General features: G+C 38.3%; 11 protein-coding genes. 4 read left to right on the forward strand and 7 right to left on the reverse strand.

What is annotated here, in order from left to right; all coding sequences use genetic code 11:
- Nucleotides 1-140 precede the first annotated feature (140 nt).
- The gene (locus HPE63_RS18105; protein WP_188315716.1) at nt 141-1,100 is read left to right on the forward strand and encodes a heparin lyase I family protein; all 960 of its coding nucleotides are present in this window, start codon (nt 141-143) and stop codon (nt 1,098-1,100) included.
- Nucleotides 1,101-1,324: 224 nt separating this feature from the next.
- Nucleotides 1,325-2,626 (forward strand): heparin lyase I family protein, encoded by a 1,302-nt coding sequence (locus HPE63_RS18110; RefSeq protein WP_188315717.1) that lies wholly within the window; start codon nt 1,325-1,327, stop codon nt 2,624-2,626.
- A gap of 230 nt (nt 2,627-2,856) precedes the next feature.
- On the opposite strand, the gene HPE63_RS18115 is transcribed toward HPE63_RS18110, so the two are convergent.
- The 4 genes from HPE63_RS18115 to HPE63_RS18130 form a co-directional block, all read right to left on the reverse strand.
- Entirely contained in the window at nt 2,857-4,167 is a 1,311-nt protein-coding gene (locus HPE63_RS18115; protein WP_188315718.1) for a hypothetical protein, read from the reverse strand.
- A gap of 11 nt (nt 4,168-4,178) precedes the next feature.
- Nucleotides 4,179-5,270 (reverse strand): glycosyltransferase family 2 protein, encoded by a 1,092-nt coding sequence (locus tag HPE63_RS18120; RefSeq protein ID WP_188315719.1) that lies wholly within the window; start codon nt 5,268-5,270, stop codon nt 4,179-4,181.
- Between the two features lie 72 nt (nt 5,271-5,342).
- A complete protein-coding gene (locus tag HPE63_RS18125; protein WP_188315720.1) occupies nt 5,343-6,314 on the reverse strand; it encodes a polysaccharide deacetylase family protein in 972 nt (323 codons plus the stop codon).
- A 4-nt stretch (nt 6,315-6,318) separates the two neighbouring features.
- Nucleotides 6,319-7,884 (reverse strand): FAD-dependent oxidoreductase, encoded by a 1,566-nt coding sequence (locus HPE63_RS18130; RefSeq protein ID WP_223198219.1) that lies wholly within the window; start codon nt 7,882-7,884, stop codon nt 6,319-6,321.
- 414 nt (nt 7,885-8,298) lie between these two features.
- Between HPE63_RS18130 and HPE63_RS18135 the strand changes: the two genes are divergently transcribed.
- Nucleotides 8,299-9,042 (forward strand): SanA/YdcF family protein, encoded by a 744-nt coding sequence (locus HPE63_RS18135; RefSeq protein ID WP_394355026.1) that lies wholly within the window; start codon nt 8,299-8,301, stop codon nt 9,040-9,042.
- A 53-nt stretch (nt 9,043-9,095) separates the two neighbouring features.
- Nucleotides 9,096-10,352: an NRAMP family divalent metal transporter gene (locus tag HPE63_RS18140; RefSeq protein ID WP_188315721.1), complete on the forward strand. Its 1,257-nt coding sequence runs from the start codon at nt 9,096-9,098 to the stop codon at nt 10,350-10,352.
- Nucleotides 10,353-10,385: 33 nt separating this feature from the next.
- Here HPE63_RS18140 and HPE63_RS18145 read toward each other — a convergent pair whose 3' ends face one another.
- The 3 genes from HPE63_RS18145 to HPE63_RS18655 form a co-directional block, all read right to left on the reverse strand.
- A complete protein-coding gene (locus HPE63_RS18145; RefSeq protein ID WP_188315722.1) occupies nt 10,386-12,311 on the reverse strand; it encodes an OmpA family protein in 1,926 nt (641 codons plus the stop codon).
- 158 nt (nt 12,312-12,469) lie between these two features.
- Nucleotides 12,470-13,459, reverse strand: a complete 990-nt coding sequence (locus HPE63_RS18150) for a PorP/SprF family type IX secretion system membrane protein (protein WP_188315723.1) — start codon at nt 13,457-13,459, stop codon at nt 12,470-12,472.
- 7 nt (nt 13,460-13,466) lie between these two features.
- Nucleotides 13,467-13,582: T9SS type B sorting domain-containing protein (locus HPE63_RS18655; protein WP_188315724.1), on the reverse strand; the 116-nt coding region annotated here is incomplete at its 5' end.

Below are 13,582 nucleotides of genomic sequence, written 5' to 3' on the forward strand. Positions count from 1 at the left end.
TCTACCCTAGACAAAAGAAATTTTTAAAAGCTAATTACCGACATGCAACAATGTCTTCGTAATTTACCTGAAAATATCAATCTGTAACTGCTTAATAACTAATAGCGTTCATGTATATTTATAGGGCTAATAATTATGCTATGAAAGACTGTTTAAGTGTAGTATGGATAGTTTTAATATTATGGCAAATTTCGTGTAATAGTAACTCAACGGATGCTGTTAATATAGATGAGGGTATCGATGAGATACCTGCCGAAATACATAGGCCTACAGATTGTGTAACACAAGGTGGAAAAGCTGCTGATACCGGATTAAAAGTTTGGTGCTGGGGTGATATCACGATACCAGAATACTTTGAGGACAACGGTATCGAATTTAGTAATGGAGAATTGTATATTGATTCAGAATGCTATGAAAAACAGGTGTCGAAGGCAGGTGACCAATTGAAATTCCGTATTAACCCTACTGAACCTGATGTCGGAAGTTGGTGCTCCAGGGATTATAATATGCGGGCGGAAATACGGACTGCACCTTGGGATATCCGCCATGCAAAGGGTATTGAGGAGTGGTTCGGTTGGAGCTATACTTTTGGAGACGACTATGTAATCGACCGAAACAATCAATGGCTTTTCTTTCAAGTACATCCAGGGATCGAGGGTGCTTCTCCACAGACCGAATTAATGGTTATAAAAGATGGTCAATTCAATGGTCATGATGCTGGGGAAATTTATATCGTCAACGCCGCGAACGGGAATGAATACCACCCTACGGGTATTACCCCTAAAGCAGGAGAAAAATTGGATATAGTGGTACATGCTGTTTGGGGAGATGCGTCGACCGGATTGTTACAAGTGTGGATTAATGGCAAGCGCCTTTATAATAAACAAGTGGCCACCGTTTATGAAGCATATCCCTGGGGCGGAAATGCCAAATGGGGTATTTACAAATGGCCATGGGCAGAGTCGAACGGAGTTCAACAATCACTCCAATTGGGTATAACGCATCTTGAAACTTATATGGGTCCATTACGCATGATAACCCTAAGACCTGGAGATCTAGGTTATCTCGGAAACTCATATTCCAAGGTTACACCAAGGTAATATTATCATGATCTTTCCATAATCCAATTTTTTTGATCTGTTTCCTTTGTAATTCATCGAATATTTTGTTAAAAAGTAGTATTCTAAATACTAATAATTGGTTAGGTACGTACTTATAATATGTATTACATCGAAAAAAGCTATCGTTTTGTCGAACTACGAAATAAATTTAGCAAATTAGAGTCCCAAAAAACTTTATCATAGTACTTTAACCTACATTCCCCATGAATATTAATCCCCAATCCCCATTCAAAGTGTTATTATTCAGCATCATATTTATCTTCCACCTCTCATGTTCCAAGGATTCTGATTTATTGACCGACTACGTTCTTAGGAATTCTCAGGAAATAGTTGATGGCGAATATGTTGTGGATGATATTTACATGGTTTCTCAAAATGACTTTATTGTTCTGGATGTATTATCAAACGACGCCTATAAGGAGCAAGACAATGTCACAATTACAGAAACCTCTACACCTACGAACGGAAGCGTTGTGATCAATACTGATAACACTTTAACATACACTCCAGACCCGGTTACAGAAACAGTCTCGGTTCCAGAAACAATAGACACATTTACTTATACTACCGAAATTGTAAAGGAGGACCAATCGATAACAACTGAAGAAGGTACGGTTACGGTTGTTATTACCCCTGAAGAAAACAGTACTACACCTGAAGAAAACAACAATTCAAACTGTGTTACCAATGGTGGACTAGCTGGAGATACTGGTTTGAAAACTTGGTGCTGGGAGAGTGTAACACTACCACAATATTCCGGAAGTAAAGGGGTTTCCTTTAGTAATGGAGAATTGGTTATTGATTCCGAATGTTATGAACAACAGATAACCAAGGTTGGCAATCAATTGAAATTTCGTGTTAATCCGACTACCCCAGAAGTTGGAAGTTGGTGTTCTAGGGATTATAATATGCGGGCCGAAATACGGACAGCACCTTGGAATATTCGTCATCCGAAAGGTACTGAAGAATGGTTCGGTTGGAGCTACACCTTTGGTAATGATTATGTAGTAGATCAAAATAATCAATGGCTTTTCTGGCAGGTGCATCATGGGGTGGTGGGCGATTCGCCACAAACGGAATTAATGATTATCAAAGACGGGCAATTCAACGGACATAATGCCGGGGAAATCTATGTCGTCAACAACGTAACGGATGGGGAAAAATATAATCCTACGGGTATTAAACCTACAGCAGGACAAAAATTGGATATCGTGGTACATGTCGTATGGGACGATGCGTCGAACGGGTTGCTACAGGTATGGATAAACGGCCAGAGCGTATATGACAAACAAGTAGCTACAGTTTATTCGTCCAGTCCATGGGGTGGAAATGCCAAATGGGGTATTTACAAATGGCCTTGGGCATCATCGAACGGGGTGCAACAATCTCAGCAACAGGGCATCACACATCTGGAAACCTTTATGGGAAATTTGCGCATTATAACCCGTCAGCCGGGTAATTCCGATTACCTTCATGACTCATTCTCATTGGTAGCTCCGAACTAAAATAAAACATTTTGATGATGACCTCTAAGGCATCAATAGAATATATATACAGCGGTTGTAATAATTGTTAGCATTGCCTTCACAATCCCTTTGGGGCCAAATTATGAAAATTCCGAGTGCATGTTCAACAATGACATCATCTTTAGAAAAATTAATTACAAGATAGCCATCAAATTAAATCGACGCAACTTATCGTTTGGTACGTATCACCTAAATGTCTTAGGAGTCGCTTAGTCGATATTCGTTTGTTGTTTTTCTTCCCTTGGTTTTAATAAAGTAATTTTAACCGTATTTGTGTAGATATATGCAAAAAACAACACCAGGGAAGGTACCATGATTATAAAATTCCTGCCTCTACCGTCCAATAGAATAATGGCACAGGCGTATATTAGGTAGAATATCATCACAGCTTTTAATTCGAAGGGGACATTTCTCCGGTTCAATAAAAATGGATATATACAAAGTATGCATAAACCTAGGATAAGCGCATTAGGAATCAGATAGCCATAAGCTGCCATATTCTGATTCCGATAAGAAAATGGGTAGTGAAACAGAAATCGCCCAACATTGGATATTGTATTTTTCAAATATTTGCCTGGGTGCGCTTTCATATTCTCAATAGCAATTGCCTTGAAAGCACTATCTCGTTCAATAAATGTCAAATCTTCCAATTCCACGTAAATTTTGCGGTGGTTTACAGATAGTTGATTCAGATTTTCGTAGACAGTATCAGGTTTGAAATCTTCACTATTTCCATGTAAGACATCTTCTCTCGAAAACCAATTGCCCCATTCATTTTCATATGGGGTAGACCTATGATATAAAATTTCACCTCCGCCGGTACCCAGATAAAATAGCTTTCCCGTCAATGAATACGCATACATCAAATAAGGGACAATCAGCAAAAAGCCCCCTACTAAAACCAAAGCAATCTTAATATTTTGCCTATCCCTGTTCCATAAAAATAGAACGATTAATATCAGCAGGCTTAATCCTATTACTTGAAGAAATATAATTTTTACAAGTACTAAAAAAACAATATATAACGAAATTATTACGATCTGTTTCCTATTGAGTTTTTCGCTCCGAAACAATTTAAAGACATGAAACAACAAGCCACATACAATCATGAAAGTTAAAGGCTCGGAATATATTAGGGGCATATATCTCAATAACGGTGGATAGATACCGACCAGGAAGGCAAAAATGATGGCGTACTTTTTTTTGGCAAAGAATTCAATAGTTTTTTTAAAGTAAACAACGCCTATAAAAACAAAAATGGCATTTAAAAGTTTAAGGATCAAAAAACCAGAATTGATTGCCAGAAATGGCGCAAGAACCAAAGGATAACCAGGTCCGTTCAACAATTCAGGATTATCTGCCTCTGTATAAAAACCGTGTATGAGATTTTCGGCATAATGTAAATGTCTGAATTCGTCACCTTCTAACACATTAGAAGAAAAAACAAGAACCACAGCTATATAAAGAACCAGTAATGGTAAAAATGACAATACACTACTATTATGTGATTTCCAATTCATGGATCTTGATCTTATTTGGCCTTTCTTGTTTGTTTCAATATATTGGAATTCAAGTGAAACAGTTCATCAAAGTACCGTTTCTTTTGCAGGGAGATAAACCCTAAGCCCAGAAATTGTATAGCCGCCACAAAGATGAAACCACCTATTAAAAAAGCGTGGGGACGTTTGTTATAGGCAGCGGCCACAGCTTCAGAAAAAAGGTCGTCAAAAAATTCACCGGTTACCTGAATCTCGGGGTATATCGTAAATACGTGATAAAATATCCAGACAATCATATATAAAGACGCAATTAATAATAGCAACCCAAGTATCATAAAAAATCCATACGGCCTAAAGATAAAGCTCGACATCAAACCGTTAAGAATTCCCTTGAAGACCTTAACACTGGATGTTCTATTTGCTCCATACGCCAATTGGAAAGTCCAATCCAGATTCGCAGGAACCTCAATGATTCGACCTCTTAGGATATGGGTTTTTTGAATTATTTCGGGATTTATGGAATAGGTGCTGGTCTTTAGGTTTAAGTTATCCAGAAATTCCTTTTTATAAGCCCGTGCCATCCCTGTAAAGCTGTGTATATCTATTCCCGAGGTCCATCGCATAATCTTGTTAAGGACCTTACTCAAAAGTAACCGATGAAAAGGTATATTGGTCGTTTTACCACCTTTCATATAGGGTGAAGCAATTACTATATCTGCGTCTTGGTCAATGGCTGCGTCCATTAGTTTTTCAACATTATCCGGCCCAAAACTCAGATCGATATCAAGAACCACAATATATTCTCCCTTCGCGTGTTTGAAACCGTTACGTAACGCTCCCCCTAAATTCTGATTCACCTTGTTATGATAGACTGTAATATTAGGTAGTGTTTGAGCTAACTCTTCGGCAATTCTTGCGGTTTCATCCTTGCTACCATCATTTACAATTAGAATATCCCAATTAAACCTTTCAGTCAGGCCATTCATGTGAGCGCAGAGAATATTTAGACTATCAGTTATAATCGCGGCTTCATTATAAGCCGGTAAAAGAATTGTAACAGAAGGTCTCGCCTTTGGGTTCTCAGATTGAGACATCTTTTCGAGTGGTTTATACTGTGTTTCCATATATTTAGTTATAATTGCTTATTCTGTCTTCTTGCTACTTTACAAATCTTTTTCAAAGCACACTTTATGCTTTCAATATACATCGGTAATTCTATTGTTATTGATTTTATTCTTATCATATATGCCCGAAGCATATTCTTCTAGGGTTACCAAAGTAAAATGCTTCGCGAAAATGTTGATTACCTTCTTGAAAATCACAGACTTCTCATTACTGGGAATCTGCATTCCTGGAAAAAACTCCATACCAGTAACCATGTCGCTTCCTAAAAGATCTGTGGGATGTATTAAAAAAATGGGGGACGTTCTCGTGAGCTTACAAAGATATATTGCGCATTTCAAATATAAAAACATTAATTGTTTCGAAATTGAACTGAGATACGTCAAATAGGTTAGGTGGATCGGAATCCTAAAAAAGGGCATTGTGGTCACCGGAATTTCCAACAACCTTTTGTTATTCTTCAACTTCCAGAAATATGGCCTTAACTTCATGAATCCATCAGAAAATTTTCCAAAGAGTTCTTTTCTTTCCCTTTTTTGGGCTACAGTTAAATTGGAAGTTCTGAAATAATACATTCTAGCCAATGGCCCTATAATCGTCGGGAAAGTAGATGAATCATAAGTGTATCCCTTCTTTTCCAACACCTCAAACAACGTTTCACTCCAAGTAAAGCCTGGTCCACGAAATCCTTTGGGTTCCCGACCACTCACTGCTTTGAGAATAGTATGGGCCCTATCAACTTCTTCTTCCAATTCTTCTCTTGTATATAGGTGAAGAAAGGTCTCGTGTTTAAAGGAATGATTGGCTATTTCGTGACCTGCATCGGCAATCATTCTTATATACTTATGATTGTGTTCAAAAGTGGCATCCTGACCCACAATGAAAAATGTCAGTTTCAGGTCTAATTCTTCTAATAGTTTTAAGATATAAGGAACAAAAATGTCTAGATAAGATGGGTACTCCTCCCAGCCTTTCGCACCGTTATTCTTCATGTATGACCACTTGTTATCAAGATCAAGGGAAAGGCTTGCTGTTGGTTTACTCATATTCCTATACGGTATTGGTTTTTGCCTTCGTTTTTAATTCAACAGCAAACTGTTCCATAAACGAATTTACATGGGTTATAACGCGATTGTTATTTACCGAATCACTTACAAATTGAGAAGTATTTAGCACAAAGAAGTCAGGGTGTTTTGTGATTATTTCAGGAATTATCGTCGAGTAATTCAATACCTGCAACGGCTGCACTTTATATGCCCTATTAATGTGCGCGGCGACTAAATCCCCATCATTAAGCTCAGGATAAAGGTCCCGGACCCCTTTCATAAATATTTCTTCTATGGTTTCATCGGGCATACTCCAATACGTATGATCTGCGGGAATATACTTCGGAAAAAAGGTAATGTACTCCCCAGCGGTCTGCTCCGGATCTACTAAAGAGCTGATGCCAATCACTCCGGTAAAGGGGGAATTCACATCACCCATATTCAATACGTAAAAAGGCGTAAGGGGCTTTTTTGTCACCAATGCCAAACAAACTACGCCGAGATATTCAATGGCCTGATCGTTTTTTACGATTTCACAAAATTCAGGAGAAGTTACATTTTCCAGAACATTAAGAGGCGCGGTGAAGATTACCTTGTCAAAATGTTCGACCTTATCATCATATTTCACTTCAATGCCACCTCCATCCAACGGTCTGATACTTTTTACTGAGGTGTTTTTAAGGATACTTGAGTTATTTTTTATAAGCTCTTTTTCCAAACGATCAAAGACTGTTTTATACCCTCCCGAAACATATCCCATAAAGTCTTTTTCCACCGGATGTTCCCGTGCTTTGAATAACCTACGGATGTACGTCCAGATAAAAACAGCTGACACTCGTTTATAGTTTTCACCAAGTTTGGCCAATAATAAAGGCTCCCAGAATTTATTGAAATTTTTCTTGCCACCCATCTGTATCAACCAATCCTTGACCGTGACCCCTTCAAGCTTTTTCCAATTGCTGATTCTACCCCCATAAAAGATGGTGAATACAAGTCTAATTTTATCCCAAATATTTAAAAGCGGAAATAACAAAAATTCCTTGGGGCTGTTCAGGGAATAGAATGATTTATTTACATAATACCCTGTAAAGGAGCGACTCCAATTTAAACTATCTCCCAAGCCGATATCAGTGATCAGGTTAATTAAACTACCATCGGTCGGTACGATCACATGGTAAAACTTATCCCAGGTAAAGTTGCCGTAATTGTAGTGTGTAGATAAACCGCCCAACTGCGAATCGCGTTCAAACACTTTTACAGAAGCATTCAACTCTGAAATTCTAAAGGCAAGCGCCATTCCCATTAATCCTCCACCAATTATCCCTATTTTCATATTTCCCGACTGTGTCAGAGGGTCATTTTGAAGCTCGTCGATTGTAATATCCGACCCATTTTGCACATTCTTTTTTGCATGTGCGCCTTGGTAGTTCCCGGACTTTGTAGATTTTGTAAACTGTTTCATTTCATCTTGAGCGCCTTGTGTAATTCCTTTTGTAGCTGCACATTCAATTTTGAGTTGCGCTTTATCTAAATCAGTATAATGTTCAGCAAAATATTTAATAATCTGCAATCCTTGTCTTGAATCGTATTAGAATTTTTCAAGAATCGAAATTAACCTCGTAGTTATGATAATTGAAAAAAACTAGATTAAAGACTCAAATATCGTTTATAATACTTTGGACTGGAAGAAGCCTAATTAATATTCTTTTCGCAAGTACAAATAAACGAAAAAAGACACTCAAAAGAACGGCACTATTATCATTTATTCGTTACCTATTTCTTTGCCTTATGGAATTATATGGATAATCCATTTTTTGATTGAAATCAATGACTATACTACCAGGTACGATGCTCTAAACGTTTGGCTCGATATTCTTCCCATAACATACATCCCTTACGGTAAAAAAATTTATTAGATTATTATTTGTTGCCATTCGGATTAATTAGCACGGGAATAATAGCCGAATCTAAAAATATAGAGTTAATGATTACTAATTACAACAAAGGCGAAAGCTTTGGTTTTTTTGTTTCTTTTAAGTCCTATACTTTCCATATTTGGCTACCTTTATACACCATTATGCGCAAACAGTTCAACAAGAGAAAGTTTATCAAAAGGGTTGGCATCCTCCTTATACTTGGTCTACTGTTTACCTTCATCTGTAATCTATTGATAGAGTTAGGGGCCAAGGGTAAAACCTACTCTTCTATTAACGAAATTCCAAAAAACCGGGTCGGTTTGGTTCTGGGCACTGCCAAAAAAATTGTGGGAGGACAACCCAATCCCTACTATTCAAATCGAATAAAAGCCACCGTAGAACTTTTTGAGGCCCATAAAATAGATTTTGTACTTGTCAGTGGTGATAACGGTAGTATCTACTACAACGAACCTACGACCATTCAAAAGGATCTCATCGCCCATGGAATTCCCCAAGAGCGTATTTATTTGGATTATGCAGGCTTCAGAACTTTGGATTCCATGGTACGGGCCAATGTTGTTTTTGGCCTGGACAGCGTTACGGTGATTTCACAGAAATTCCATAATGAACGCGCCATCTATATTGCCAACCAGAAAGGTTTACATGCTATCGGTTACAATGCCCGGGATATCTCGGGACAGGAAGGCTTCAAAGTGCAATTGAGGGAATATTTTGCACGGGTAAAAGTATTTGTTGATTTAGTCCTAAAAACCGAACCCAAATTCTACGGCAACCCTATAGAAATAAAATAACAACGTATACAACTCGATCAAAAAGTTTATTTTAGGGAGGTTATTAGCGTATTATGTCAAAACTCAGAATACTCATCAAAAATCTAGGCCCTGGTCTTTTGTTCGCGAGTATGGCTATAGGTACTTCCCATTTAGTGCTATCCACTAAAGCAGGTGCCCAATATGGTTGGATCATGGTCATTCCAATCGTTTTGGCCAATGTTTTTAAGTACCCCTTTTTTGAATTCGGGGTACGCTACACCAATATTACCAACAAAACATTGATTGAAGGTTATTTAAATCGCGGCAAGGGCTATCTATGGTTTTATGCTGCGATTACACTCGTTACTACCTTTACTATTTTGGCTGCATTGTACACGGTAACAGCTGGACTCTTTATCAACCTTTTTGAACTATCGGGTGTTTCGATAAGTTTAGTGGCTTTGGGTTTGTTTGCTTTTATCAGCTCCTTGTTGATTATTGGAAAGTACCGTTTTCTGGAGAACTCCCTTAAGTTTGTTGTGAGCATTCTGTTCATTGCCCTTATCGTTACGACCGCACTAGTGATTTTTAAAGGTCGGGTGGAAGAGATCACCAACTTTACCCCGACCCCCATTTTCAATGAGGTAGGTGTATTATTTTTAATAGGATTGATGGGATGGATGCCTACTACCGTGGAAGCATCTAGTTGGGTAAGTCTTTGGAGTATCGAAAAATGGAATACGGAGGGCAGTAAGCCTACGCTTCGCGAGTCATTGCAAGAATTCAATATAGGATATATAATGACCGGCATTCTTGCCGTTTTCTTTATGATTATAGGGTGGATGACCCTTTATGGAACCAACACGGAACTTAGTGGAAATGCGGTCACTTTTGCGGACCAAGTTGTTCGACTTTTCACCGCCCATATTGGACCTTGGGCTTACATTTTTATAGCCATTGCTGCCTTTGCCACCATGTTGAGCACCTGCATGACCGCTCATGATGCCATTACCCGTGTAAGTCTTGATATCATCGACCTGCTTTATCCAAAAGTCAAATTGACAGGGCAAAAAGGATTTTTTGCCTTAGGTGTCCTCATTTTGGCCGTGATAAACTTTGTGGTCATCACCACGTTCAGTGCAAATATGGGCCTCTTGGTAGCGCTGGCTACTTTTGTTTCATTTGTTGTTGCCCCTATCATCGGCTTTATGAATCTGAAAAACGTCTTGGGGGGTGAAATACCAAAAGAATTGCGACCTAAAAAACCATTACAGGTACTTACCTATGCAGGAATTGTTTTTCTTGCATTTTTCTCTATTTACTACTTCTGGATCGTTTTGTTCAAATGAATTTAAAAGGTTGTAACAGGTTTTATCAAAGACCTATAATTCTTCAGAATTGGCAATAACGATAAGGGTACGGTCATTTTGCCTATGCAAGAAATCAAGACAATATACCCCATCTGCACAATTGTTGGTCAATTTTTCTTCACCATAACCAATCGAAGCCACTATATTTGTCGATATTACACCGTTTTGCAGTAGATATTGTTTGATAGCATCAGAACGATTCTGGGAGAGCTTTTGATTACTTGCCTTTGAACCTTTGCTATTCGTGTGCGTCTCGATGATTAACTTTAATTGCGGAAATCTTTGAACGGCATCGACCACCTTGTCCAACTCAGTCTGAATCGTTGGGGTTATATTATCCTTTCCAGTATCAAAATAGAAATTTTGAAGTTTTATAACGGGTTTCCCCTCTTTTTCCGTAAGTAAATCATCGATAAATGATAGGCCGAGGTTTAAATTCGATTGCTGCACATTTTCTAACTCCTTTTCCGTATAACTGGCCGTAAAAACAGAATGTCGCTCTTTCGTTGCTTGGACCGTTACTTCCTCTTGCCATGGAATTTCTATCCTGAAATTACCATTTTCATCAGTGTAGGTCTCTTTTAAGACATTGCCTTCCTTGTCGATTAATCTAACTTGTGATTTAGCAATACCGTCGTTGGAATTTAGGTTCACAACACGGCCTTTCATAGTTAAGGTTTTTAAGCCAACCCCGTTTTTAACCTTAATGCCATAAATATCATCATTGCCCTTACCACCGCCCCGATTCGATGAAAAATATCCTAAAAGTCCGTCTGATCCGTTTTCCCTGAGTACTAGGCTAAAGTCATCAGAAGTCGAGTTTATGCTTTTACCGAGATTTATTGGGATACCAAAAGACCCATCGGTGTGCATATTCGCCTTGTACATATCCATACCCCCAAGCCCATAAAAAATATCGGATGAAAAATAAAGACTATTATCAAAAATAAATGGCGCTATCTCATTCCCAGGAGAGTTCACCCTTGGTCCAAGATTAGTAGGTTCTGACATTATCTGCCCATTATTCGTATACACATAATACAAATCTGTTCCCCCATAACTATCCTCAAAACTTGCGGCGAAATAAAGCTTGGACGATGCTGCATCATAAAATGGATAATAAAATGAAGTACTTAGGTCTTTAAGCAAAAAAGTTAAGTTCCCTTTCATATCGGACATGGCAATGGCCAGTGCATTCTTACCCTTATCGTCAAATAAAAGCTCGCCTTCCCAAGTATTGGAAAGTACATAGAACAATTTACCTAGTTCCTTTGAAAAAAATGGGGTTGCCTTATGAAATTTAGATTCGGCAATCGCGGTAAAAGGATTTACACTTCTAACATTACCATCCTCACTGATACGGCCTTCATAAATATCCAAATAAGATTCGCCTGAAGGTTCATAGGTCTTTTTATTGCTCTTAGCCCTACCGCTACTAAAAAGGAGCTTGTCATTATAAAACCCGGGGGCAAAGTCCGCTTGTGGGCTATTCCCATTCAAATTAAAGATCTCCATTTCTGAATTGTCCTGATCTCCTGAAAGTAACTCCTCGTTAAACTCAGCATTCTCTAACAGCTCATTTGAAAATGATCCCCGCTTTGAGTTCAAAAAAGCTTTTACCCGTTCATTTGAAGCTGTTTTTGAAAGGCTCTGTAACATTTTATTAAAGCGATTACTAGACATTACCGTGTCTTTCTTATGTACATCCAAGTAAACTTCAGAGGCCTTTTTATAATCCCCGATATTGTAATAGGAATCTGCCAAATTTAATAGTTGGCTATTTTTTAAAGGTGCTTTTGTCATTTCCCTTTGATATTCCACAATCGCATTTTTATAATCGTACCCATAAAAGAAAATATCAGCCTTCGACTTTTTTTCTTGGGCGAAAGTTGTCGCTAAGATCATAAAACAGCATACTAGTAAAGCCTTTGTTTTCATCTATTATAAAATTTTGTATAATTCTGAAAATGAGTATAATAAAATTTTATGCATCGATCAACCGCTTCGCTTGCGCATAAAAAATTTAATTATTTCAGTTGATAAGCAAAAAATTAATTTTGTTTATGCTCATTTCATTTTAATGTATTCATTCATTTTTAAAAGAACCTTGGCGTATCGATTTGCTTAGGCTTCCCTTTAGCATTCTTGGTTTTGGGTTGTCTGTTGCGATCTCCGCCCTTTCCAAGATAAAACTTAAGTATTATCTCATGGGAGCCATTGTTAAACTCCCCTAAACCATTGGTATTGTAATCGTAAGAGTACCCTATAAAGGTACTACTGGAAATCTGGAAACCTGCCAAGCCACTCAGGGCATTATCAAGCCTATAGGAAGCCCCTAAAGTAAGTACGTCATTTATGAGGAAGTTGGAGGACACATTCAGATTCACCGGGGCGCCTTGCAAGTAGTTTACCATAAAGGCCGGTTTAAGTTTCAAACCTTCCTTCAAGTCGAAAACATAGCCCCCGATAAAATTGAACTGCACCTTATCTTCAACCACAACTGCTACTTCATCGTTATAAATGCCATTGGTGAGGAAATTCGGAATCGATAGACCCACATACCAATTATCGGAATATAAAAAAGTACCTGCCCCAATGGTGGGGTAAAATTTATTCACGGTTTGTTCATTGAGTAAAGGTTCATTCTCTACTTCAAAATTGCCTTTGGTAAAATCAACCGCTAAAAATGATCCCCCTACATCCAACCCGAACGAAAGCTTGGTGTCATCGGAGACATTGACCTGATATGAGTAGGCTAGGTCTACATAGGTTTGCGTAAAAGGCCCCAATTGATCATTGACCACATTGAATCCCATACCCACTTTTTCATTGGCAAAGGGAACATTAACGCCAAACCTAAAGGTTCTAGGCGCTCCTGGGATGTCTAGCCATTGTGCGCGATACAACCCGGCAATTTCGGGGGTTTCAACCGTACCTACATAGGCCGGGTTGAAACTACCAATATTGTACATATACTGGGTATATTGGGGTTCTTTTTGCCCGAACATCGCAGTGGAGAACAATAATACCAATGCGGCAACAAAAAGCGTTGAATTATATCTAATATTATGGATTCTATATTTCATTATCTTATTATCTTATGATTTGGATCCACCCTTTTCTGACCTCCGAGCCATCCCCTAAATCCAGAACATAGAAGTAGGTGCCTTTGGGTACATCCGTATTGTTACGGGTACCGTCCCAAGTAT

Source organism: Maribacter arenosus, assembly GCF_014610845.1.
GTDB lineage: Bacteria > Bacteroidota > Bacteroidia > Flavobacteriales > Flavobacteriaceae > Maribacter_A > Maribacter_A arenosus.

Coding starts and splice junctions, on each gene's coding strand:
- HPE63_RS18140 (WP_188315721.1), top strand. CDS start 9,096: ATGTCAAAACTCAGAATACTCATCAAAAATCTAGGCCCTGGTCTTTTG.
- HPE63_RS18120 (WP_188315719.1), bottom strand. CDS start 5,270: ATGGAAACACAGTATAAACCACTCGAAAAGATGTCTCAATCTGAGAAC.
- HPE63_RS18145 (WP_188315722.1), bottom strand. CDS start 12,311: ATGAAAACAAAGGCTTTACTAGTATGCTGTTTTATGATCTTAGCGACA.
- HPE63_RS18115 (WP_188315718.1), bottom strand. CDS start 4,167: ATGAATTGGAAATCACATAATAGTAGTGTATTGTCATTTTTACCATTA.
- HPE63_RS18110 (WP_188315717.1), top strand. CDS start 1,325: ATGAATATTAATCCCCAATCCCCATTCAAAGTGTTATTATTCAGCATC.
- HPE63_RS18150 (WP_188315723.1), bottom strand. CDS start 13,459: ATGAAATATAGAATCCATAATATTAGATATAATTCAACGCTTTTTGTT.
- HPE63_RS18105 (WP_188315716.1), top strand. CDS start 141: ATGAAAGACTGTTTAAGTGTAGTATGGATAGTTTTAATATTATGGCAA.
- HPE63_RS18135 (WP_394355026.1), top strand. CDS start 8,299: ATGATTACTAATTACAACAAAGGCGAAAGCTTTGGTTTTTTTGTTTCT.
- HPE63_RS18125 (WP_188315720.1), bottom strand. CDS start 6,314: ATGAGTAAACCAACAGCAAGCCTTTCCCTTGATCTTGATAACAAGTGG.